Source organism: Dolomitihabitans soli, assembly GCF_022213955.1.
In the GTDB taxonomy this organism is placed as follows: domain Bacteria; phylum Actinomycetota; class Actinomycetes; order Streptosporangiales; family Streptosporangiaceae; genus Streptosporangium_A; species Streptosporangium_A soli.
In genome coordinates this window covers 262,342-285,169 of sequence record NZ_JAKNTW010000013.1, presented here as the reverse complement: position 1 = coordinate 285,169, position 22,828 = coordinate 262,342, and the positions used below count along the sequence as shown (strand labels likewise).

At 70.7% G+C, this 22,828-nt stretch carries 21 protein-coding genes and 1 pseudogene; 13 read left to right on the top strand and 9 right to left on the bottom strand.

The features are described from left to right. Window positions 1–54: 54 nt before the first annotated feature. On the bottom strand, window positions 55–1,155 hold the full coding sequence (gene hppD / locus MBA17_RS26590) for a 4-hydroxyphenylpyruvate dioxygenase (protein WP_238499308.1): 1,101 nt from the start codon (window positions 1,153–1,155) through the stop codon (window positions 55–57). A gap of 102 nt (window positions 1,156–1,257) precedes the next feature. Here hppD and MBA17_RS26585 point away from each other — a divergent pair, with 102 nt between their 5' ends. Both MBA17_RS26585 and MBA17_RS26580 read left to right on the top strand, forming a co-directional pair. After that, window positions 1,258–1,737, top strand: coding sequence for an Lrp/AsnC family transcriptional regulator (locus tag MBA17_RS26585; RefSeq protein WP_238499307.1), 480 nt, complete (start codon window positions 1,258–1,260; stop codon window positions 1,735–1,737). A 274-nt stretch (window positions 1,738–2,011) separates the two neighbouring features. After that, on the top strand, window positions 2,012–4,147 hold the full coding sequence (locus MBA17_RS26580) for a transglycosylase domain-containing protein (RefSeq protein WP_238499306.1): 2,136 nt from the start codon (window positions 2,012–2,014) through the stop codon (window positions 4,145–4,147). A gap of 143 nt (window positions 4,148–4,290) precedes the next feature. Here the strand turns inward: MBA17_RS26580 and MBA17_RS26575 are convergent, their stop codons facing one another. Then, window positions 4,291–5,535, bottom strand: coding sequence for a hypothetical protein (locus MBA17_RS26575; protein ID WP_238499305.1), 1,245 nt, complete (start codon window positions 5,533–5,535; stop codon window positions 4,291–4,293). 183 nt (window positions 5,536–5,718) lie between these two features. Between MBA17_RS26575 and MBA17_RS26570 the strand changes: the two genes are divergently transcribed. Further along, complete coding sequence (locus MBA17_RS26570) at window positions 5,719–6,645, top strand: NAD-dependent epimerase/dehydratase family protein (protein ID WP_238499304.1); 927 nt, start codon at window positions 5,719–5,721, stop codon at window positions 6,643–6,645. Beyond that, window positions 6,642–7,196, top strand: a pseudogene (locus MBA17_RS50575) (glycosyltransferase family 2 protein); the annotation flags it as partial. The gene MBA17_RS26570 and the pseudogene MBA17_RS50575, both read left to right, overlap by 4 nt. 170 nt (window positions 7,197–7,366) lie before the next feature. Here the strand turns inward: MBA17_RS50575 and MBA17_RS50570 are convergent. From MBA17_RS50570 to MBA17_RS26545, 4 genes are all read right to left on the bottom strand, one after another. Then, a complete protein-coding gene (locus MBA17_RS50570; protein ID WP_238499303.1) occupies window positions 7,367–7,939 on the bottom strand; it encodes a GtrA family protein in 573 nt (190 codons plus the stop codon). Continuing rightward, window positions 7,932–8,681, bottom strand: coding sequence for a class I SAM-dependent methyltransferase (locus tag MBA17_RS26555; protein ID WP_238499302.1), 750 nt, complete (start codon window positions 8,679–8,681; stop codon window positions 7,932–7,934). Before MBA17_RS26555 ends, MBA17_RS50570 begins: the two co-directional genes overlap by 8 nt. After that, window positions 8,678–9,841, bottom strand: a complete 1,164-nt coding sequence (locus MBA17_RS26550) for an NAD-dependent epimerase/dehydratase family protein (RefSeq protein ID WP_238499301.1) — start codon at window positions 9,839–9,841, stop codon at window positions 8,678–8,680. The genes MBA17_RS26555 and MBA17_RS26550 overlap by 4 nt, the downstream gene beginning before the upstream one ends. A gap of 182 nt (window positions 9,842–10,023) precedes the next feature. Then, a complete protein-coding gene (locus tag MBA17_RS26545; RefSeq protein WP_238499300.1) occupies window positions 10,024–11,988 on the bottom strand; it encodes a thioredoxin domain-containing protein in 1,965 nt (654 codons plus the stop codon). Between the two features lie 75 nt (window positions 11,989–12,063). Here MBA17_RS26545 and MBA17_RS26540 point away from each other — a divergent pair, with 75 nt between their 5' ends. Further along, on the top strand, window positions 12,064–13,209 hold the full coding sequence (locus MBA17_RS26540) for a hypothetical protein (protein WP_238499299.1): 1,146 nt from the start codon (window positions 12,064–12,066) through the stop codon (window positions 13,207–13,209). 27 nt (window positions 13,210–13,236) lie between these two features. Here MBA17_RS26540 and MBA17_RS26535 read toward each other — a convergent pair whose 3' ends face one another. Genes MBA17_RS26535 through mca form a run of 3 tightly spaced genes read right to left on the bottom strand, consistent with a single transcriptional unit; the run spans window position 13,237 to window position 14,686 of the window. After that, the gene (locus tag MBA17_RS26535; RefSeq protein ID WP_238499298.1) at window positions 13,237–13,560 is read right to left on the bottom strand and encodes a GNAT family N-acetyltransferase; all 324 of its coding nucleotides are present in this window, start codon (window positions 13,558–13,560) and stop codon (window positions 13,237–13,239) included. Next, the gene (locus MBA17_RS26530; RefSeq protein ID WP_238499297.1) at window positions 13,560–13,766 is read right to left on the bottom strand and encodes a large conductance mechanosensitive channel protein MscL; all 207 of its coding nucleotides are present in this window, start codon (window positions 13,764–13,766) and stop codon (window positions 13,560–13,562) included. The genes MBA17_RS26535 and MBA17_RS26530 overlap by 1 nt, the downstream gene beginning before the upstream one ends. 35 nt (window positions 13,767–13,801) lie before the next feature. Next, a complete protein-coding gene (gene mca / locus MBA17_RS26525; RefSeq protein ID WP_238499296.1) occupies window positions 13,802–14,686 on the bottom strand; it encodes a mycothiol conjugate amidase Mca in 885 nt (294 codons plus the stop codon). A 133-nt stretch (window positions 14,687–14,819) separates the two neighbouring features. Between mca and MBA17_RS26520 the strand changes: the two genes are divergently transcribed. The 8 genes from MBA17_RS26520 (at window position 14,820) to MBA17_RS26485 (ending at window position 22,791) form a co-directional block, all read left to right on the top strand. Beyond that, the gene (locus MBA17_RS26520) at window positions 14,820–15,248 is read left to right on the top strand and encodes a DUF4307 domain-containing protein (RefSeq protein ID WP_238499295.1); all 429 of its coding nucleotides are present in this window, start codon (window positions 14,820–14,822) and stop codon (window positions 15,246–15,248) included. 113 nt (window positions 15,249–15,361) lie between these two features. Then, window positions 15,362–15,862, top strand: a complete 501-nt coding sequence (gene greA, locus MBA17_RS26515) for a transcription elongation factor GreA (RefSeq protein WP_238499294.1) — start codon at window positions 15,362–15,364, stop codon at window positions 15,860–15,862. Window positions 15,863–16,028: 166 nt separating this feature from the next. Beyond that, window positions 16,029–17,282 carry a C40 family peptidase gene (locus tag MBA17_RS26510; RefSeq protein ID WP_238499293.1) on the top strand — a complete coding sequence of 418 codons (1,254 nt, stop codon included), beginning with the start codon at window positions 16,029–16,031 and terminating at the stop codon, window positions 17,280–17,282. Between the two features lie 150 nt (window positions 17,283–17,432). Further along, window positions 17,433–17,960, top strand: a complete 528-nt coding sequence (locus MBA17_RS26505; protein WP_238499292.1) for a hypothetical protein — start codon at window positions 17,433–17,435, stop codon at window positions 17,958–17,960. A 403-nt stretch (window positions 17,961–18,363) separates the two neighbouring features. After that, window positions 18,364–20,157 (top strand): phosphoenolpyruvate carboxykinase (GTP), encoded by a 1,794-nt coding sequence (locus tag MBA17_RS26500; protein WP_238499291.1) that lies wholly within the window; start codon window positions 18,364–18,366, stop codon window positions 20,155–20,157. Between the two features lie 138 nt (window positions 20,158–20,295). Continuing rightward, on the top strand, window positions 20,296–21,333 hold the full coding sequence (locus MBA17_RS26495) for a TIGR04222 domain-containing membrane protein (RefSeq protein WP_238499400.1): 1,038 nt from the start codon (window positions 20,296–20,298) through the stop codon (window positions 21,331–21,333). Then, on the top strand, window positions 21,330–22,139 hold the full coding sequence (locus MBA17_RS26490; RefSeq protein ID WP_238499290.1) for an MbnB/TglH/ChrH family RiPP precursor modification enzyme: 810 nt from the start codon (window positions 21,330–21,332) through the stop codon (window positions 22,137–22,139). The genes MBA17_RS26495 and MBA17_RS26490 overlap by 4 nt, the downstream gene beginning before the upstream one ends. Window positions 22,140–22,395: 256 nt before the next feature. Beyond that, on the top strand, window positions 22,396–22,791 hold the full coding sequence (locus MBA17_RS26485) for an SCO6045 C-terminal-like domain-containing protein (protein WP_238499289.1): 396 nt from the start codon (window positions 22,396–22,398) through the stop codon (window positions 22,789–22,791). Window positions 22,792–22,828 lie beyond the last annotated feature (37 nt).

Genomic DNA, 22,828 nt, shown 5'->3' with positions numbered 1-22,828 from the left:
GGTGTGATCGCCGCGCGCTGGGCGACGCAAAGCCCGTTTCGCGTTAAAAGCTGTTCACAGGTTGCCGCGCAGCTCCTGCTCACGCTCGATCGCCTCGAAGAGCGCCTTGAAGTTGCCCTTGCCGAAGCCGAGGGAGCCGTGGCGCTCGATGAGCTCGAAGAACACGGTCGGGCGGTCCTGCACCGGCTTGGTGAAGATCTGCAGGAGGTAGCCGTCCTCGTCACGGTCGACCAGGATGCGCCGCCGCTTCAGCTCCTCGATCGGGGCGCGCACCTCGCCGATGCGCTCCCGCAGCTCGGGGTCGTCGTAGTAGGAGTCGGGCGTGGCGAGGAACTGGACGCCGGCCGCCCGCATCCGGTCGACGGTGGTGAGGATGTCGTTCGTGGCCAGCGCGATGTGCTGCACGCCCGGCCCGCCGTAGAACTCCAGATACTCGTCGATCTGCGACTTCTTCTTGGAGATCGCCGGCTCGTTGAGCGGGAACTTCACCTTGCGCGTGCCGTCGGCCACCACCTTGGACATCAGCGCGGAGTATTCCGTGGCGATGTCGTCGCCGATGAACTCCGCCATGTTGGTGAAGCCCATCACCCGCTTGTAGAACTCCACCCACTCGTCCATCTTGCCCAGCTCGACGTTCCCGACGCAGTGGTCCACGGCCTGGAAGTATCTCTTGGCCGGTGGCGTGACCAGCGGCTCGGCCGGGACGTAGCCGGGCAGGTAGGGGCCGCTGTAGTTGGCGCGATCGACCAGCGTGTGCCGCGTCTCGCCGTACGTGGCGATCGCCGCCGTGACCACCTTGCCGTGATCGTCCTCCGACGTGTACGGCTCGGCCAGCCCCCGCGCGCCCCTGTCCAGCGCGTGCCGGTAGGCGGCCTCCACGTCGGGCACGTCGAGGGCGAGGTCGATCACCCCGTCGCCGTGCTCGGCCACGTGACGGGCCAGGCCGGTGCCCGCCCGGACCGGGCCGCGCAGCTCGAACCGGGCGCCCCCGGAGGAGAGGACGTACGCGGCCTCGTCGCGGCTGCCTGTCTCCGGGCCCCGATAGGCGATCAGGCGCATCCCGAACGCGGTCGAGTAGTAGTGGGCGGCCTGCCTGGCGTTGCCGACGGCGAAGACGACGGCGTCCATGCCATGTACGGGAAACGTGTCAGTCATGACTCCACTGTCGAATCAGGCAACCGTTTTGCGCAACAGACACTAAAATGAGTGGACAATATGCTCAATGAGGTCAGAAGCGGATGGGGAATCCTGTGCACCATGACGATTGATCCGCTGGACGCACGGCTGGTCGAGCTGCTCGCCGGGGAGCCGCGGCTCGGCGTCCTGGAGTGCTCGCGCAGGCTCAACGTGGCGCGGGGCACCGTGCAGGCGCGGCTCGACCGGATGGTCGCGCGCGGGGTGATCACCGGGTTCGGCCCCGAGGTCGACCCCGGCGCGCTCGGCTACGACGTGACCGCGTTCGTCACCCTGGAGATCCGCCAGGTCAGCGGGCACGAGCCGGTGGCCGACCAGCTCGCCGCCATCCCCGAGGTCCTGGAGGTCCACACCATCACCGGGAGCGGCGACATGCTGGCCCGCGTGGTCGCCAGGAGCAACGCCGACCTGCAACGGGTCATCGACCAGATCGTCGACGTCCGGGGCGTCGTCAGGACCTCCTCGGTGATCGCCCTCGACACGCCCGTCCCCTACCGCGTCCTCCCGCTGGTCGCGGAGGTTCCCCGCCAGCCGCCGCACTAGTCGCCGCACTGGTCGCCGCACTGGTCGCCGCACTGGTCGCCGCACTGGTCGCCCACCTGGGAATGATCAGGTGATAGACCGCGACACGCCCCACCCATGCCGAGTAGTGCCTTGAGTCGCGGATGTCCCTCGACAGGGGCTGTGCTCGACGTACCATCGCAGGTGAGGACCGAGCATCGTTATCGATCGTTTACCCTGAACGTCCGCCCAGTTGACGGGGGTTGACGGTGTCGGGCGGTCGGGGGGGCGTGTGCGGAGCAACGAGAAGAGCGACGTGCGGAAGCGACGGCTGCTCCGTTATGCGCTCATCGGGGTGGGCGCGGCGACCGCCGCGCTGATCGCGCTGTTCGGCGTGGCCTGGGCGATGACCCCCATCCCGGACGCGGCCCAGAAGGAGGCCACCGCCCAGGGGTCGGTGATCTACTACCGAGACGGCAAGACCGTGCTCGCCAAGCAGGGCGTCAACCGCAAGAGCGTCAAGCTCGACCAGGTCCCCCAGCACGTCCGCGAGGCCGTGATCGCCGCCGAGAACCGCACCTTCTACCAGGACACGGGCGTCTCCTTCACCGGTACGGCCCGCGCCGTGTGGTCCACGGTCAGCGGCAACCAGGTCCAGGGCGGCTCCACGATCACCCAGCAGATGGTCCGCAACTACTACAGCGGGCTCAGCCAGGAGCGGTCGATCACCCGCAAGTTCAAAGAGATCATGGTCTCGCTGAAGGTCGACCAGTCGAAGTCCAAGAACTGGGTGCTCCAGCAGTACCTCAACACGATCTACTTCGGGCGCAACGCCAACGGCATCCAGGCCGCCGCCGACGCCTACTTCGGCAAGGACGTGGCCGACCTCACCATCTCCCAGGGCGCCTACCTCGCGGCCGTCATCCAGCAGCCCTCCCGCTTCGCCGTACCCAGGGGAGGCGACCTCGTCGCCGCGCGCGAACGGTGGAAGTCGGTGGTCGACGCCATGGTGCAGACCGGCGCGCTGACCCCCGCGGAAGCCGCCGAGCAGCGCTTCCCCAAGCTCGACAAGCCCGTCAACCCGCTGGTCCCCAAGGGCCAGGAGAGCTACATGTTCGACCAGGTGCGGGCCGAGCTGAACCGGCGCGGCTACAGCGACGAGGACATCAACCAGGACGGGCTGCGCGTCACCACGACCTTCGACAAGAAGCTGATGGCCGCCGCCGAGAAGGCCGTCACCTCCGTCGTGCCGGACGGCACGCCGAAGAAGGTGCGCACCGGCCTGGCCGCCGTCGATCCCGCGACCGGCGAGGTGGTCGCCTTCTACGGCGGGCGCTACAAGTCCTCGCAGTACGACAACGCCTTCTCCGCCAAGGTCCAGGCGGGCTCCACGTTCAAGCCGTACACCCTGGCCGCCGCGCTGGAGAACGGCTACGGCCTGGACACCAGGGTCAACGGCAACTCGCCCATGCGGGTCGCCTCCACCCCGATCCCCAACTCGGGCGGCACGTCCTACGGCATGGTCAACCTGGTCACCGCCACCCGCAGCTCGGTGAACACCGCCTTCGTCGACCTCGGCCAGAAGGTCGGCCTGGACAAGGTCGCCGCGCTCGCCCAGGCCGCCGGCATCCCCGGGCCGCAGCTCGCGCCGCACAAGAGCGCCGCGACGTTCCCGCTCGGCGTCGCCTCGGTCAGCGCGGTCCAGCAGGCGTCCGGCTACGCCACCTTCGCGGCGAACGGCATGCACCACGAGGCGCACGTGATCCGTTCGGTGACCGACGCGTCCGGCAAGACCACCGAGATCTCCACGGCGGGCGCCCGCGCCTTCGGCGAGCAGGCCGCCATCGACGCCACCTACGCCATGACCTCCGTCGTGGAGGGCGGCACCGGCACCGCCGCCCGGCTCTACGACCGCCCCGCCGCCGGCAAGACCGGCACCACCGACGAGTCGGCCGCCGTCTGGTTCGCGGGATACACCCCGCAGCTCGCCACCGCCGTCAACATGTTCCGCGCCGACAACAAGCCCGTGGTCATCCCCGGGTACGGCGAGCTGTCCGGCGGCAGCCTGCCGGCCCGGGTCTGGCAGGCGTTCATGACCGAGGCGATGGCGGGCAAGCCCGTCAAGACCTTCCCCGAGCCGTCCAACCGCGGCTACGGCGAGACCTACGGCGACGACCGGCCCGACGACTCCTGGAACGACGGCGACGACGGCCAGGAGATCCCCGTCGTCCCGGACCCGCAGCCGACGGAGACCGTCCCGGAGACGCCGCCGATCCCCAGCGAGGAGCCCACCGACGGCCCGCCCGACGGTGACGACGGCCCGGAGTCCCCCGACGTGACGCCCCCGCCCGACACGGGACCGCCGGACACCGGCCCGCCCGACGCCGGCCCGGAGGCGCCGCAGCCCACAGCGCCGGACCGCCCCACCGACCTCCAGCCGCCCGCCAACTGACCCAACGGGCCGCTTGAGGGGCAGCTGACTGACGCGACCGGTCGCTCGCCGTCCGTCGGCTGAGCGCCGACGCCGTCCGTCGAGAGCGCCGACCTGACGAGACCGGCCTGCTGTCGTCCGCCGGCCGTGTCCTGCCGGGGTGGTCAGCTCCGCATCGACGCGGGTGGACGTTCCTCCGGGGATGCCGCCGGGCCGGCCTCGGGCGCGGCGGGGGCGATCCGCCGTTGCCACGGCAGCGCGAGGATCAGGAATGGGATGACCAGGAACGAGGAGAACGCCCACCAGATGTGGGCGTGCCACCAGCCGACGCCCAGGAGCTCGTACGGGCGCAGGTAGCCGACCGCGGCCCACAGACCGGCGGTGATGACGGCCGGCCAGGTGCCGCGGGTGACCCTGGCGATGAGGTAGGGCATCGGCCACATGAGGTACTGCGCGCCGAGCCGGTAGGTCACGATGAGGAAGACGAGCAGCAGCACGAGCGTCAGATCGACCGGGTCCGCCCGCCGCCACCACCAGCCCGCCGCGAGCAGCCCGATGACGAGCACCGGCATGCCGATCTGCCCGAGGACGGGGGAGACGGTCTGGATGCCTCCGGTGGCCAGGGCGGTCCAGCCCCAGTCGCCCGCCACCGGCCGGGTGGACAGGATCGCCCGCACCAGGTCGGGCAGCTGCTCGATCCGCGTGTCGAGGACGACCGTGCTGCTGAGCAGGAACACCGCGGGAACCGCCGCCGTCCACCCGAGCACGGCCAGCCGGTTCCGCACCCCGGGCACGGCCAGCAGTACGCCGGGGATGAGCAGGGCCGACCAGTTGGTGCAGGTCACCGAGAGACCGATGAGCAGGCCCGCGAGGTGGACGCGGTTGCCGCGGGCCGCCACCAGCGCGGCCACGCCGAGGAGCAGGGTGAGCGGCGGGAACTGGCCGTGGACGCTGCTCACCATGATGCCCAGGGGCGCGCAGGCGTACTGGAAGGCGCGCAGCGAGCGGCGCTCGGTGGCCAGCTTGGCCACCAGCGGGATGAGCGCGAGGTCGGCGAGGACGGGGACGATCCGGCCGACCACGTTCCAGGACAGTCCCAGCAACTCGCCCAGTTCCCGCTGGGCGGCCAGCACGTAGGCGAGCAGCGGCAGGAAGTGCCAGCCTCCCTCACGCATGTGCATGGCCGGGTTCCGGCCGTCGAGCACGGTGTCGGCCGCCTGCCGGAAATCCTGGTCGAAGTCGTACGCCTGGACGGGGTCCTGCGCCGCCACCGCCATGAGCACGAGTCGCAGGACCGTACCGACGCCCAGCGCGACCCACAGCGGCGGCGCCCATCCCCGGCGTCCGGCCACCAGTGCGAGCGCCAAGCCGGCCAGCAGCGGCAGCCCCATCGTCAGTACAGGGGTCACAGCCGCCCTCTCGTCTCGTCGGTGCCCATAGGTGCCGGTCGGTGCGTCTCGGTCGAAAACCGTAGCGTACGGGATCAGCGGTAAGGTCCCTGTTCATGTGCTCTCCACACCTGACCCGCTCGAACGATGATCCGCTCATGGCCGATATGGTCGAAGGGCAAGCCGGTGGAGAGGGAGACGTGCATGCCGGAGCTTGACGGGGCCCGGGTGCTGGTCACCGGAGGGTCGGGTTTCATCGGGAGGCGCGTCGTCGCCGCCCTGCTCGCGGCGGGTGCCGAGGTCGTGGTGGCCGACCTTTCCGCGCATCCCGCCGCCGCCGTCCGCAGCGTCGTGGGCGACCTGCGTGACCCCGAGGTACGGCGCGCCGCCGTCTCGGACGGCCTCGACGCCGTGATCCACCTCGCCGCCGTGACCTCGGTGCTCCGCTCGGTCGAGGACCCGGCCGGCACCTACCAGGTCAACGTCGAGGTGACCGCCGGCCTGCTGGAGCTGGCCAGGGAGCACAAGGTGCCCCGGTTCGTCCTCGCGTCGACCAACGCGGTGACCGGCGACGTGGGCGGCACCCCGATCGGCGAACAGCTGCCGCTGCGCCCGCTCACCCCCTACGGCGCGACGAAGGCGGCGGCCGAGATGCTGCTCAGCGCCTACTCAGGGGTGTACGGCATGCAGGCCTGCGCGCTGCGCTTCGCGAACGTCTACGGCCCGGGGATGCGGCACAAGGACAGCTTCGTGCCCCGGCTGATGCGGGCCGCGGCCGGCGGCACCGGCGTCCAGGTGTACGGCGACGGCACCCAGTTGCGCGACTACGTCCACGTCGACGACATCGTCCAGGCCGTCCTGCTCGCCTGGCGCACCGGCGTCAGCGGGCCGGTGGTCGTCGGGTCGGGTCACTCGGTGAGCGTCAACGACCTCATCGAGGCGGCCCGCGAGGTCACCGGGGCGCCCATCCCGGTCGAGCGGGTGGCGGCCAAGGCGGGCGAGATGCCGGCGGTCGTGCTCGACATCTCCCATGCCAGGTCGCTCGGCTACGGGCCCCGCTACGAGCTGACCGACGGGATGGCCACCGTGTGGCCGGAGTTCGCGGAGCAGACAGGCGAGGCCGCGGAATGAGCACCTCCGACGTGACGCGGCACGACATCGACGACGCGGCCCTGGCGGCGTTCACCGCCGAGCACGGCGGCGACCTGCCGCCGATCGCGATCGTCATCGCCGCCTACAACGAGGAACAGGGCATCGGCGCGGTCCTCAAGGAGATCCCGGCCCTGATCGACGGGCTGGAGACGGCGACCATCGTGGTCGTGGACGGCGCGAGTGACGACACCGCCGCCGTGGCCCGCCGTGCCGGGGCGCTGGTCTGCGACGTCCCGGTGAACCGGGGGCAGGGCGCGGCGCTGCGCCTGGGTTACCGCATCGCCCGCGCCGGCGGCGCGTCCTACATCGTGACCACCGACGCCGACGGCCAGTACGACCCCGCGGACATGCGGCGGGTGCTGGAGCCGGTGACGCGGGGAGAGGCCGACTTCGCCACCGGTTCCCGGCTGCTCGGCCGCCAGGAGACCCATGACCTGGTCAGGCGTCTCGGCGTGCACGTGTTCGCGTGGCTGATCAGCCGGCTGACCGGCCAGCGGGTCACCGACACCTCCTTCGGCCTGCGGGCGATGCGCGCGGAGGTCACCGGGGCCGTCGAGCTCCGGCAACCGCAGTACCAGTCGTCCGAGTTGCTCATCGGGGTGATCGCGCGGGGTTACCGGATCGTGGAGGTCCCGGCGACCATGCGGCTGCGGGCCGCCGGGAGCACCAAGAAGGGCGGCAACCTCGTCTACGGCTACCGCTACTCCCGGGTCGTCCTGGGAACCTGGTGGCGGGAACGCCGATCCTCCCCGGCACCGATGTCGGCACCGATGTCGGCACCGGTCTCAGTGCCGGGTTCAGCGCCGGTTTCCGGGTCGGTGTCCGCACCGGGCCGGTCGGCGAAGACGAAGTAGTGGAAGAGCGCGAACTTCGCGATGAACAGCACCCCGTAGACGCCGAGGAAGACCGCTCCGACGAAGGCCACCCGCGGGCCGTCCGACACGAAGAGGGTGGTGGCGAGCCGGTCGGCCGCCCCGGTCGCCCAGGTGGACACGCCGAGACTGGCCAGCGCGGCCAGCCAGTACGGCAGTAGCTCGCGGAGCGGCTTCGCCCGGCCGGTGCGGCGCCAGGCCCACCGGCGGTTGAGCACGTAGTTCACCGTCGCCCCGCACGCCCACGCCGCGACGGAGGCGGCCTGCGGGCCGAGCAGGCCGAACCCGTAGGTCACCAGCAGGACCGCCTCGGTCACCACGGCCGCCACCACGGACCCGATCGCGTACCGCGTGAAGATCCGGGGAACGGATCCCCGGATCAGGTGGCGAAGATCAGTCACGGTCGGCGGGCCGGTGGTCGTGCGGGACGCGGATGACCCCCACCACGGACTGTCCGAAGGGGATCGGCAGGATGCGGTCGAGCACCCTGGTCGTGGGCACGATGAAGCGGTCGTAGACGCCGACGGCCCCGGCCTTGGGCGTGCCGGCCCGGCCCAGGCGGACCGCCGCCCACCAGGCGAGGCCGCCGAGCAGGTTGACCGGCCGGGCCGACTCGACGCGCAGCCCGGCCCGTACGGCGGCGTCGCGCAGGGTGGCGGGCGTGTAGCGGCGGAAGTGCCCGACCCGGCGGTCGAAGTCGCCGTACAGCGCCTGGTAGGCGGGCACCCACAGGACGATCGTGCCGCCGGGCCGTACCGAGCGGGCGAGCAGGGTGAGGATCCCGGCGTCGTCCTCGAAGTGTTCGAGGACGTTGATCGCCACCGCCGAGTCGACCGGGCGTTCCAGGCACGCGCCCGCGCCGAGGTCGAACTGGACGGTCTCGACCTCGTGCCGCCCGGCGAACCGGGTCTTCAGGACCTCGACGGCGTCGGGATCGACGTCGGAGACGACCAGCCGTTCCTTGCCGGTGAACTGCGCCGCGAACTCGCCCAGCCCCGCGCCCACCTCCAGCACGCTGCCCCCGCAGTGCGGGGCGATCAGGTCGTACTGGTAGCGCCGGTAGCGGGGCTTGTCGGGTCCGCCGTCCTCGCTCTCGGCCGTCCGCCCGGTGGCGCGCGCGAACGCGCCCTCCTCCTGGCTCACCGGGGCGCCCCGGCACGCGCGCCGCGCCAGTCGATGCTCGGCTGCATCGCGCCCAGGTCAACCCGTTCCGCGTAGCGCTTGGTGATGTCGAACAGCGACGTGATGAGCGTGTCCGAGAGCAGGTGCGGCGTCAGGCCGAGCTCCACCAGACCGGTGTGCGTCACGTTGTAGTAGTGGTTCTCGCGCTCGACGCGGGGGTTGGCGAGGTGGTCGACGGTGCTCTCACCGGGGAAGTGCTCGGCGACCACCTCGGCGATGCCCGCGACCGACATCGACTCGGTCATCTGGTTGAACACCCGGAACTCGCCGGGGTCCGCGGGATTCTCGCAGGCGAGCTGGATGCAGCGCACCGTGTCGCGGATGTCGATGATCCCCCGGGTCTGGCTGCCGTTGCCGTAGACCGTCAGGGGGTGGCCGAGGACCGCCTGCACGACGAAGCGGTTCAGCACCGTGCCGAAGACGGAGTCGTAGTCGAACCGGGTCGCCAGCCGGTCGTCGAGCGCGGTCTCCGGGGTCTGCTGGCCGTAGACGACACCCTGGTTGAGGTCGGTGGCGCGAAGCCCCCAGATCCGGCAGGCGAACTCCATGTTGTGGCTGTCGTGCACCTTGGACAGGTGGTAGAACGACCCCGGCCGCTTGGGATAGAGCACCCGGTCCTTGCGGCCCTTGTACTCCAGCTCCAGCCAGCCCTCCTCGATGTCGATGTTGGGCGTGCCGTACTCGCCCATCGTGCCGAGCTTGACGAGGTGGATGTCCGGGTCGATCTCGGCGATCGCGTAGAGCACGTTGAGCGTGCCGACCACGTTGTTGACCTGCGTGTAGACCGCGTGCTTACGGTCGATCATGGAGTACGGCGCGGCACGCTGCTCCGCGAAGTGGACCACGGCTTCTGGGCGGAAGTCGCGGATCATCTGATAAGTGAAGTCCGCGTCGGTCAGATCGCCCACGAACGTCTCGATCGGCTTCCCGGTCAGTTCCCGCCACGCCGCGACCCGGGTCTGGAGCGACTCGATCGGCACCAGGCTGTCGATGCCCAGCTCGAAGTCGTACTGCCGGCGGACGAAGTTGTCCGCGACGGCGACGTCATGACCGGCTTGTGACAGGTGAAGGGCCGTGGGCCAACCGAGATAACCGTCAGCGCCGAGCACCAAGATCCGCATACACCGTGCCTTCTCTGCGATGATTTCCGATTTCACTGTGTCTGCGCGGAAAGGCATCAAACGACCAGTTCCTCACTCAGCACACAGTTCGGTCCCAGTCGTAGCACATCATCCGGGCCCAACCCGCGTCGACGGCGGAGTTCACAGCATGCCTACAGGTAGGTAAAGAACGGGAAGATCGGCTAGCGGGTCAGCTGAACCGTCAGGTCGGACACCGTGGTGACCGGTGCCTGGCAGGCGAAACGCCGGCAGACATAGGCGGCTGGAGCGCCGGCGACCAGGCCGCGGGCCTCCAGCAGTGGCACCTCGGCGGCACCGGCGGGCGCGGCGCGGGCGATCACCAGACCGGGGACGTCGGCGAGCAGCGCGGCACGGTGCAGCGCGTCGGTGGCGGGGTCGTCATCGGGACCGACGATCGCCACCTCCACCGGACCGGCCAGCGCGGCCTCGGCGACGGCCAGCCCCCAGCCCGCGAACCTGGCGTGCCGGCCCGCCAGCACCGACACCGTGCCCAGCGCCGCCTCGGCGGCGTCCCGGTGGACGGCCGAGCCGGTCAGCGCCGCGTACGACAGCAGCGCCCCCGCGGCGGCGAACTGCCCGGACGGCGTGGCGTTGTCCGTCGGGTCCTGCGGGCGCTGGAAGAGCCGCTCGGCGTCGTCCGCGGTGTCGTAGAAGCCGCCCGAGCCGTCGGCGAAGCGGGCGAGCACCACCCCGAGCAGCGCGCCCGCACGGTGGAACCAGCGGGTCTCGCCGGTCACGGAGTAGAGCGCGAGGAGACCCTCGGCCACGTCGGCGTAGTCTTCGAGCACGCCCGCGTTCGCGGAGACGCGCCCGTCGCGCGAGGTGCGCAGCAGCCGCTCCCCGTCGAGGTGCACCTCCTCCAGCAGGACGGCCGCCGAGCGCGCCGCCGCCACCAGGTCGGGCCGGGAGAAGACCGCTCCGGTCTCGGCCAGCGCGGCGATCGCCAGGCCGTTCCAGGCGGCCACCACCTTGTCGTCCCTGCCCGGCCGTACCCGGTCCGCGCGGGCGGCCAGCAGCGCCGCGCGGACGCGCGCCAGGCGCGGGCCGTCGTCGGGGTCGGCGAGCAGCCGCAGCACCGAGGAGCCGTGCTCGAAGGTGCCCGTGACGTCGAACACCGAGGTGGCCCACGCGCCGTCGGCCTCGCCGAGCACCGCGACCAGTTCCTCGGGGGTCCACACGTAGAACTTGCCCTCGACGCCCTCGCTGTCGGCGTCGAGCGCCGAGGCGAAGCCGCCCTGCGGGGTGCGCATCTCGCGGAGCAGCCAGTCGGCGGTCTCCAGCGCGATCCGCTTGGCCAGATCCGAACCCGAGGACCGCCACCACTGGGTGTAGACGCGGAGCAGCAGCGCGTTGTCGTAGAGCATCTTCTCGAAGTGCGGCACGATCCACTCGGCGTCGACGCTGTAGCGGGCGAAGCCGCCGCCCAGCTGGTCGTAGATGCCGCCCCTGGCCATCGCGTCCAGCGTCGCGGCGGCCATCTCGACGGCTCCCTCGCCGCCGTTCCGCAGCAGGAACGCGAGCACCATGGACGGCGGGAACTTCGGCGCGCCGCCGAAGCCGCCGTTGACCGCGTCGAAGGAACCCGCCAGGTCGGTCACGGCCTCGGCCAGGGTGGACGTGCCCGGCGCCGGCCCCGATGGGAAGGCGGCCTGCTCGTTGAGAGCCTCGACGATCTTCGATCCCTGGCTGACGACGGTCGCGCGATCGTCTCGCCACGCGCCGGCCACGCCCAGCAGCAGCCGCTGGAACTGCGGCCGGGGGAAGTAGGTGCCGGTGTAGAACGGGTGCCCCTCGGGCGTGGTGAAGACGGTCATCGGCCAGCCGCCGTGCCCGGTCATCGCCTGGGTCGCGCCCATGTAGACCGCGTCGACGTCCGGCCGCTCCTCACGGTCGACCTTGACGTTGACGAAGTGCTCGTTCATCAGGGCGGCGGTGGCGTCGTCCTCGAACGACTCGTGCGCCATCACGTGACACCAGTGACAGGCCGAGTAGCCGACGGAGACCAGCAGGGGCACGTCACGCCGGCCTGCCTCCGCGAACGCCTCCTCGCCCCATTCGTGCCAGTGGACGGGGTTGTCGGCGTGCTGGAGCAGATAGGGGCTCGTCGCGTTCTTCAGCCGATTCACGTTCCCAGCCTATCCGCGTGGCCCGCGTCGCCCTGGGGGTGTGGTGCGGGCCGTACAGGCGTAGTCTCAGGTTGTGTGGATCTAGACTTTGTCTGTGCGCACGCCGGTCGCTCCTCCAATGCGCTGACCCGCAGGGATGTGGCGCGTGCGCTGCTGGCCGTGCCGTCAGGAGTGGCGCTCGTCGCCCTGCCCGACCTCCGTCGCGCGATGCTGGGCGCGGGGAATCCGCTCTCCGTCGCGTTCTGGGATTCGGCGAAGGCGACGCTCGGCGCGATCGAGGCGGGTTCGGCCACCGTGGGCGACGTCCAGCACTGGGTGGAGGCGACGGGCACCGAGCCGATCCTGCTGACCCGCACCTTCTTCATCTGGCCCGACGAGGAGGAGCGCGGCGAGGTCGCCGCGGAGATGTTCGACCTCATGGTGGCCTACCTGGAGGAGCGGGTGGCGGCGGGGCGGATCGATCCCGACGCCCTCGTGCTCGAGGACCCCACCTCGCGGCTGGCGTACGAGGAACTGCAGGAGCGCTGGCTGGTCGAGCCGCTCCCCGACGGCCGGGTGCCGATGTTCGCGGTCACCGACGAGCAGGACAAGGAACTCCTCGACGCGATGGACGAGGAGGAGGCGTTCGCGCTCAACGAGCTGCGGCGGGTGGTCGGCGAACTGCCCGAGCCCCCGTTCCCCGCGCGGGAGCTGGGCGCCGCCGCCGCGCGCCTGCGCGAGGTGCTGTCCTGCCCCGGCTATCCGGGCAACGTGCTCAGCGCGTGCGCGGGCTTCGAGGACGCGGTGCCCGCCGACGACACCGACCTGTGGCTGGCGGTCGCGGCGGGCGTGGCCGGACCGATCTCCGACCTGTCGGAGGAGGACGACACGCTGGAGGAGTTCACCGATCTGGAGGGTGAGCTCAGTCACGAGGACTCCATCCTCGCCGCGCTGTGCGCCATCCACTACGCCGACTGGCTGGCCGCGGTGGCCGCGCTGGCGCGGCGCGGCCCGGGAGTCCTCGCCTCCGCCGAGCGGGTGGCCCGGTTCATCGCGGAGTCGGAGGAGATCGAGGTCGAGATCGACGACCCGGAGGACATCGAGGCCACCGAGATGTTGTTCACCTCGGTCATCCCGCTCTGGACCGAGCTGGGCATCGTCGACAAGGACGAGGTGCTGACGCCGCTCGGCTGGTGGGGCCTCCCGAAGGCGCTGGAACGCGCCTGGGCCTCGCCCGAGTGAGCCCGGGGGAGTGATGGCCCGGGTGGGTCAGGTCACCGAGTCGCGGTAGTCGGGGGCGACGAGGTCGAGGTAGTCGGGGTGGCGCTTGATGTAGCTCGCGACGAAGGGGCAGACGGGCGCGACGGACAGGCCCGCCGTACGGCTGGCGTCGAGGGCGGCGGCGACCAGCCGGCCCCCCAGGCCGCGGCCTTCGAAGCGGGGGTCGATCTCGGCGTGGGTGAAGACGATCTTGCCGGGTCGCAGCCGGTAGTCCGCGAAACCGGCCAGATCGCCGTCCACCGAGACCTCGAAGCGCGACGCCTCGCGGCGGTCGGCGACCTCGATGAACTCCTCGTCCGGATCGAGGGCCATCAATGGGCGCCGTTGGGCTCGCGGGACTTCTCGCCGTGTTCCCGGTCTTCCTTGGCGAGGTCGGCCTCGCTGGGCACCTCGATCTTGGAGATCTGCTTGTTCATCGACTTGACGAGCAGGAACAGCGCGAAGCCCATCGCGGCGACGACGAGGAACCCCAGCAGACCTGGGCTGACGTCCCCGACGGGCATGGCGAATACAGTCACATGACCCAGTCTGCCACCCACCCCCGGCGGTCGCGTCAGTGGCAGGCGGGGGAGACCTCGTCGGCGTGGATCCCGGCGAACAGGTCGTCCTCGGGCAGCGTGGTGTCGACCAGCGACCGGGCGAGGTGGAAGTCCTCCGTCGGCCAGATCTCCATCTGCACGTCGCGCGGGCACACGAACCAGAAGCCGTCGGGGTCGACCTGCGTGGCGTGGGCCAGCAGCGCCTCGTCACGGACCGCGAAGTAGTCGGCGCACGGGACGCGCGTGGTGACGGGCCACTTCTCCGGGCGGTCCTCCCAGCGCGCGATCCAGTCGGAGTACGGCGAGCCGAGGCCGCGGTCGTTCATCGCCTCGTGCAGCGCCTCGAACCGGGCCTTGGTGAAGCCCATCTGGTAGTAGAGCTTGAGCGGCTGCCACGGGTCGCCGGTGCCGGGGTAGCGGTCGGGGTCGCCCGCCGCGTCGAACGCCTCGACCGAGACCCGGTTCGTCATCACGTGGTCGGGGTGGGGGTAACCGCCGTCGTCGTCATAGGTCAGGATCACGTGCGGCCGGAACTCCCGCACCGCCGCCACGAGCGGGGCGGACGCCACTTCGAGGGACTGCACCGCGAAGGACTCCTCCGGCAGCGCCTCGTTCTCGTCCTCGGGCAGCCCGGAGTCGATGAAACCCATGAATCGCTGCGAGACCCCGAGGATCTCGCGGGCGCGGTCCATCTCGCCGCGGCGCACCTCGCCGATGTTGGCGAGCACCTCGGGGCGATCCATCTTCGGGTTCAAGATCGAGCCGCGCTCGCCACCTGTGAGCGTGCAGACCAGCACGTCAACGCCCTCGGCGACGTAGCGCGCCATGGCGGCGGCGCCTTTGCTGGACTCGTCGTCGGGGTGCGCATGGACTGCCATCAGCCTCAGTTCAGCACTCACGGGCGTGGTCTCCTTGCAGTTGGACAAGACCTCGGCGAGAGAGGCCGGTTTCTCTTGGGCGGTGGCGAGGGCAGGACCCCCGCGAGAGACAATTGTCTCGGATAACGCCGAAGACGTGCAGGGAGATTCCACCATGGCCACCAGCGAGGCCGAGACAGGCCGGCCGTACAGCCCTGTGCTCGGCACCCCTGACGACTTCCCCGACCGTCCGCAGCGCCGCGGGAGGTTCGTCGTCCACCTCGTGATCGGGGTGCTCGTGGCGATCGTGGCCGGTGGGTGGGGGTATGTCATGTGGGCCTCGAAGGGCGAGACCGAGGTGATCGACCAGGTGATCGCCTTCAAGGCGGGCAGTGGCAGCTCGGCTGAGATAACCTATGAGATACACAAGCCTTCCGGTCGAGCGGCCCTTTGCCGCCTGCGCGCCACAGATACGAATCACATCGAGGTGGGCACCCGAGAGGTCAACATTCCCGCTGGTGAGGCATATGTCGTGCGTACTGATCGCCTGGACACCACGGCCCAGGCAACATCGGTTCACGTGCACTACTGCTATCTCGTATAGTGAGACATTTGGGGAAGCGCTCGGGCCGTTAACTTGTTAGCCTTTCGAAATTCGAGCGTGCCCAGCGCATCACCGAGAGCAATGCCCCCAGTACGAGGAAGCAAGGAGAACCCGTGGCCGACTCCCACGACGAGAACGTCACCTGGTTGACCCAGGAGGCGTACGACCGCTTGAAGGCGGAGCTGGAGTACCTTTCGGGCCCGGGGCGCACCGACATCGCCAAGAAGATCGAGGCCGCCCGTGAAGAGGGCGACCTGCGCGAGAACGGTGGCTACCACGCCGCGAAGGAGGAGCAGGGCAAGATGGAGGGCCGCATCCTCCAGCTTCGCCAGCTGCTCGACAACGCCAAGGTGGGCGAGGCGCCACGCACCGAAGGCGTGGTCGGCCCCGGCATGACGGTCACCATCCGGTTCGCCGGCGACGAGGAGGAGGTCACCTTCCTGCTCGCGTCCCGGGAGGAGAGCGGCGCCCCGATCGACGTCTACTCGCCGAGGTCCCCACTGGGCTCGGCGATCAACGGCAAGAAGATCGGCGAGAGGGCGACCTACACCATGCCGAACGGCCGCCAGAACACGGTGGAGGTCCTCGAGGCGGTGCCGTACGTCGGTAACTGAGGGCGATGTCCGATTGATCCGCCGCGTGTCGCCAAGGCCGCGGCGGATTGTCATGACCGGGTAAAGTTTTTTGCCGGGAAGACGTGCACATCGATCCTGAAGTGCGGCATTCTCATATGGCGGAATCGGGTCGGACCGCGTGCAAGCGGGCGGAGGGGGTGGTGTCGTGCTCGACGAGGGCGCGCGCATGACCTTCGTCGTTCCCCATCCGTTTCCGCCCCCGCCGCCACCCCCGCCCCGGCGCTCCCGGCTGGCGCGGCGGGCCGTCCCGGTCATCGCCGTCCTGGCGGTCGGGGTGCTCGCCGCCGACCTGATGGTCCTGAACAATCTGACCCCGCGCGACGACGGGCGGGTCGTCGCCACCGTGCAGCGGGCCCCGCAACGGGTGAGCAGCGGCTACGTCGCCGAGGCCGCCCCGTCGCGGGTCGTCGAGCCGCTGGGCGAGCTCAGGAAGCCGCACCTGTTCGTCGTGGCGCGCCGGCCGCTGACCAAGGCGTCCCTCGCCAGGGTCGCCAAGGTGAAGGGCGTCAAGGCGGTGGAGCTCGCCGACGCCGCCGAGGTGATGCTCGACGGCAAGCGGGTCCAGACGCTCGGCGTCGACCCGTCGACCTTCCGGGCCTACACGCCGAGCCCCACCGCCAAGTCCGACGCGCTGTGGAGCAACGTGGCGGCCGGTGACGTGGCGGTCTCGTTCGTGCTCGGCAACGACGGCGGGCTGACCCTGGGCAGGACCGTGGGCACCGCCGGACGCACCCTGCGCATCGGCGCCTACGCCACGATGGGCATGGGTTCGATCGACGCCGTGGTCTCCCGCCCGACGGCCAGGACGCTCGGCATCCCGCAGAACAACGCGCTGGTGATCAGCGCCCCGAAGAAGGACACCACCAAGTTGCGCGCCGCGCTGCTACGGGTGCTGCCCAAGGGGACGCAGATCGCCACCATGAACCCGGTGCTCACCCCGCCGCCCCCGAAGGGCCGGACGCAGACGCAGCCCCGCGCCACCTGGCCGACCGGCTCGCTGATGTCGGTGCCGCAGGTGGAGACCGCGTTGAAGGCCGCCATCTCCAAGCTCGGCCGGCCGTACGTCTGGGGGGCGGAGGGGCCCGACACGTTCGACTGCTCCGGGCTCGTCCAGTGGGCCTACGCGCAGGCGGGGGTGCGGATGCCGCGGGTGACCCACCAGCAGTTCGTCACCGGCCCGCAGGTGCCGCTCGCCCAGGCCCAGCCGGGCGACCTGCTGTTCTGGCGGCACGATCCGACGAATCCCGGCTACATCTCGCATGTGGCCATCTACTGGGGCGACGGCAAGATGCTGCACGCGCCGCGCACCGGCGACGTCGTCAAGATCGCGCCCGTCGGCACCAGGAACCTGGCGGGCGTGATCCGGGTGAGCCCGCAGGTCGCCGCCCGCGCCCGCTGACCTGATCGGGTCAGTTCCGTGTGGTCCGTTCCGGTGCGGTCACCGGGTCCCCGCAGGTCACGCCGGCTGAACCGCTGACAGTTAGCGCACGACGCATGCCGTAGAGGAGGAGTACTGGCCTTTGCCCAGCAGAGGTGTAATCTAAATTACATGGAAAGCGAAGAAGCAGTCGTTCAGTTGCGGGGATGGTTCACCGGCCGCCTGCCGGGAGACTGGTTCGCCGCGCCGCCGGAGATCGTCCTCGACCGTGAGGAGATCACCCTCGTCGGCGCGTTGCCCGAGCCCCGGTTGGCCGAGGGTGCGCCCGACGCCGAGCGGGCCGCGGCCGTGGATGGGCTCATCCGCCGGTTCCGTGAGGAGACGCGCGAACAGCGCATCGAGATCGCGCGCGAGGTGGAGCACAAGTTCCGCCGCAAGGTTTCGTGGGGTGTCGCGTCCGGCGGCGAGACCGTGATGTTCACCACACTCTCGGTGCCCGTAATGACCCGTTTGCGGCAATCGGAGCGCCAGGTTCTCGACACCCTGGTGGCCGCGGGAGTGGCACGCAGTCGCAGCGACGCATTGGCGTGGTGCGTGCGTCTCGTGGGCCGGCACACCGATACCTGGCTGGCGGAATTGCGTGACGCGCTGCAGCACGTCGACCGCGTCAGGGCGGCCGGTCCCGACATCAATTCCTGAACGTACGGCGAGGCGCCGCCCGCGTCTCGCCGTACGTCGTGCGGGCGCCGTTCCCCGTGTGCGCAGGGATTCCGGTGGTTTCACTGGACTAAACCTTACCGGCGATTGGTTTAGACCTCTTGGAATGGCCTAAACCACTGCACGCACGACATTCTTTAAGTCGGCCGCAGCTGGGTACTCTCTCTGGATCGTTGTGCCGCCACCCGTGCTGACCTCGTCAGGAGGTACGGGAGATGCGTCTCGGCGACCACCGAATTTACTTGTCGGGAACCATGTTGAAATGAGCGCCCCAGATGTTCTAAGGCATCCGGGAGGGCCTTTCGACTGGTCTACGCCAATTGGATTTCGAGTGGATCGGTCGTTGATGATGTTTTGGCCCTGAGAGAGTAAAGGAGCCGTGACTGTGTCCGTTTCTGTTGAGGCGCCCGCCCCGACCGTCCACGCGGAGCTGATCGAGTGGGTCCGCCAGATCGCCGATCTGACCCGGCCCGACCGCGTCGAATGGTGCGACGGTTCGGAAGCGGAGTGGACCCGCCTGACGAACCTGCTGGTGGAGCAGGGCACGTTCACCCGCCTCGCCAAGCGGCAGAACAGCTTTCACGCTGCCTCCGACCCCTCCGACGTGGCCCGGGTCGAGGACCGCACCTTCATCTGCTCGGTGAAGGAGGAGGACGCGGGGCCGACCAACCACTGGGTCGATCCCGCCGAGATGCGCCGCACCTTCGACGGCCTGTTCGAGGGCTGCATGCAGGGCCGCACGATGTACGTCGTGCCGTTCTGCATGGGACCGCTCGGCGGCGACATCTCCCAGCTCGGCGTCGAGATCACCGACTCGCCGTACGTCGCGGTGTCGATGCGGATCATGACGCGGATGGGTGAGCGCGCGCTGCGGCTCATCGAGGAGCGCGGCGATTTCGTCAGGGCCGTGCACTCGGTCGGCGCCCCGCTCGAACCCGGCCAGTCGGACGTGCCGTGGCCGTGCAGCACGACCAAGTACATCAGCCACTTCCCCGAGACCCGCGAGATCTGGTCCTACGGCTCCGGCTACGGCGGCAACGCGCTGCTCGGCAAGAAGTGCTACGCGCTGCGCATCGCCAGCGTGATGGCCCGTGACGAGGGCTGGCTGGCCGAGCACATGCTCATCCTCAAACTCACCCCGCCCGACGGCGAGGCCCGCTACGTGGCGGCGGCCTTCCCCAGCGCGTGCGGCAAGACCAACCTGGCCATGCTGGAACCGACGATCCCCGGCTGGAAGGTCGAGACGATCGGCGACGACATCGCCTGGATGCGGTTCGGACCGGACGGCCGGCTGCGGGCGATCAACCCGGAGGCCGGGTTCTTCGGCGTCGCGCCCGGCACCGGCGAGACGACCAACGCCAACGCGATCAGGACGCTCTGGGGCAACAGCATCTTCACCAACGTCGCGCTCACCGACGACGGCGACGTGTGGTGGGAGGGCATGACCGACGAGCCGCCCGCGCACCTGACCGACTGGAAGGGTCGTTCCTGGACTCCCGCCTCGGACGAGCCGGCCGCGCATCCCAACGCCCGCTTCACCACACCCGCCGGGCAGTGCCCGACGATCGCGCCGGAATGGCAGGATCCCGCGGGCGTGCCCATCTCGGCGATCCTGTTCGGCGGCCGGCGCGCGAGCGCGGTACCTCTGGTCACCGAGTCGCTGAGCTGGCAGCACGGGGTCTTCCTCGGCGCCAACGTGGCGTCGGAGAAGACCGCGGCCGCCGAGGGCAAGGTCGGCGAGCTGCGCCGCGACCCGTTCGCGATGCTGCCGTTCTGCGGCTACAACATGGGCGACTACTTCGCTCACTGGATCGCGATGGGCAAGCGGCCGGGAGCCCGCCTGCCGCGCATCTACTACGTGAACTGGTTCCGCAAGGGCGCCGACGGCACGTTCCTGTGGCCCGGCTTCGGCGAGAACAGCCGGGTGCTCAAGTGGATCGTCGAGCGCCTCAACGGCACGGCGGAAGCCGTACGGACGCCCATCGGGCTGCTGCCCGCCGAGCTCGACACCGACGGCCTCGACCTGTCGCCGGAGGACCTCCGGACGCTGCTGTCCGTCGACCCGGAGATCTGGCGGGAGGAGGCGTCGCTGATCCCCGGTCACTTCGAGACCTTCGGCGACCGCCTGCCCAAGGAGCTGTGGGACGAGTACAACGCGTTGTTCGGCCGCCTGGCCTGATCTGACCACCGCCCGCCCGCTCCGGCTTCGCCCACGAGGCCGGAGCGCGCGGGCGAAACCTTTCCGCCACACTGAGCGTCAGACGTGATGAAGGGGCGCGTTTGAGGCTCCCTCCTCCCCAGGAGGCGGACATTGGATGTGGTGCTCTACTCGGTCTCCCTGACGCTGCTGCTCCCGGTGGCGCTCATCGCAGCGTGGTTCGGCGTCTCGCTGATCTGGGCCAGACCCCGGGCGGACCGGTCCCTCGACCTCTACGAGGCGGCCTACCTCGCGGGCGGCCCACGGCGGACGGTCAACACGGCGATGGTGTCCCTGATCGGGCAGGACGCCGTCCGGGTCGCCCGTGACGGCACGGTACGGCCGGTCCAAGGGTTCACGCCCGACCGCGGGCTGCCCGTGGAGCACGCGGTGTACCAAGTCGTGCGGATGAGGAGGCGCGGTCAGCCGGCCGCGCGGATCCGGCGCCGGGCCGGCGCGCAGATCCCGATCCAGCAGATCGCCAAGCGGCTGGCCGGTGAACGGCTCCTGCTGTCGCCCGCGGAGACGCACCGCGTCCGCCGCACGATCGGGGTGCTCAAGGGCCTCGCCGTGCCGGCGGCGATGGTCGCCGTCCTCAGCATGACCGGCGGCGTGTACGTGGTGCCACTGGTCATCGCGGTGGCGGCCCTGGCGACGGCCCTGGCGTGCGCGTACTGGCTGCGTGGGCGGCTGGCCACCCCGGTGTCGGCGGCGGGCCGCGCGCTGCTCGCGCGGGCGGGCGCGGGCACCCTGACGGCCGACGGCGCGGCGCGGAGCACGACCGATCTCGTCCCCGTGGCGCTGCGCGGGCTGACCAGGCTGCCCGACCGCGACCTCGCCGACGCGCTGCGCACGGACGCCCGTACTCCCGCGCACAGCCATGACCGCGCGAGTTCCTGCGCTCCCGGTCACTGCGGCTCCTACACGGGCTCGTACGACGGCGCGTACGCGGACGGCGCCTGGCTGGGCTCCTCGGGCGAGGACTACCCGGCCCGAGACGCGGCAGGAACCGGCTCAGGCGGTTGGTTTCGCGGTTGGTTTCGCGGCGGCTCGGGAGGTTCCGGAGGCTCCGGCAATTGGTCCAGGGGCGGCGGTATAGGGGGATGCGGCGGGGGTGGCGGCGGCGGGTGCGGCGGCGGAGGCGGTGGTGGGGGGTGACGGCCGAGGAGCTCGGGATCGGCATCGGCTGGCGCGCCGAGATCGACCTGACCGTGGAGCGGCTGCCGGGTGTGGAGTTCGTGGAGGTCATCGCCGAGAGTCTCCGCCCTGCCCGCCTGCCCGAATCCCTGCGTGTGCTGCGCTCGAAGGGGATCCCCGTCATCCCGCACGGAGTGGGGCTCGGCCTCGGCGGCGCCGAACCGCCCGCGCCCGAGGGCCTCGCGCACCTGGCGGCGTGCGCGCGGGCGCTGGACGCGCCACTGGTCAGCGAGCACCTCGCGTTCGTACGCGCGGGCGGCATGGAGGCCGGGCACCTGCTGCCCGTCCCGCGCACCCGCGACGCGCTGTCGGTCATCGTGCAGAACGTACGGCAGGCGCAGGCGGCCCTGCCGGTGCCCCTGGCGCTGGAGAACGTGGCCGCGCTGTTCGGCTGGCCCGGCGACGAGCTGACCGAGGCGCAGTTCCTGGGCGAACTGGTCGAACGAACCGGGGTCGGGCTGCTGATCGACGTGGCCAACCTCTATACCAACCAGGTCAACCTGGGGCTGGACGCCCGCGAGGCGCTCGACGGTCTGCCGCTCGACGCGCTCGCCTACGTGCACGTGGCCGGCGGGCACCTGCACGAGGGCGTCTGGCACGACACCCACACGGCGTCGGTGCCGCCGGACGTGCTCGACCTGCTCGCCGAGTTGTGCGCCCGCACCCGCCCGCCGGGCGTGCTGCTGGAGTGGGACGACGCCTACCCGAGCGACGCCGCCCTGGCCGCCGAGCTGGACCGCGTGAGGCGGGTGGTGTCCGGTGGCTGAAGCCGGCTTGCCGAGTCCGACCGCGTCAGACGGGTGATGCCCGATGACTGAGGCCGGCTCACTGAGTTCGACCGCGTCAGATGGGCGAGGTCCGGTGGCTGAGGCCGGCTCGCTGGGTTCGACCGCGTCGGGCGGGCGAGGTCCGGTGGCTGGGCCTGGGGGGAGCGGTTCGTCGAGTTCGACCGAGGCAGGGAGGCGAGGTCCGGTGGCTGGACCTGGCGGGGGCGGTTCGCCGGCCTCAGAGACGCGAGGTCTCGTGCCCGACGTCGGTGAGGGCGGCCCGCCGGACGCGCGGGCGAGGCTGGCCGCGGCGCAGCGGGAGTTGCTGGCGGCGCTGGTGGCCGGTGGTCCCGGGCCGGTCGGCTTCGACGAGCGGCGGCTCGCGATCCAGGCGGCCTCCCTGATCGCGAAGCGGCGCGGGCTGGTGGCGCTGAGCGCGCCGGACCTGGTCGGCTCCCTCGGCGGCGAGTTCCCCGCACTCTTCGCGTCGTACGCCGAGGGCCGGCCCAAACCGCCGGGCGGCTCCCGTGCCGACGCCCGTGCCTTCGCCGACTGGCTCGCTCCCGGGCCCGCCGAACCGCCCGCTCCCCGCCGTCGCGGATTCTGGTCGCGCGTGCGGGAAACTCGGCGGGCCCGGCGCGCGTCTACATAGCAGACGGGGCCCATCACGGCCCCCTCCTTCCCCCCGG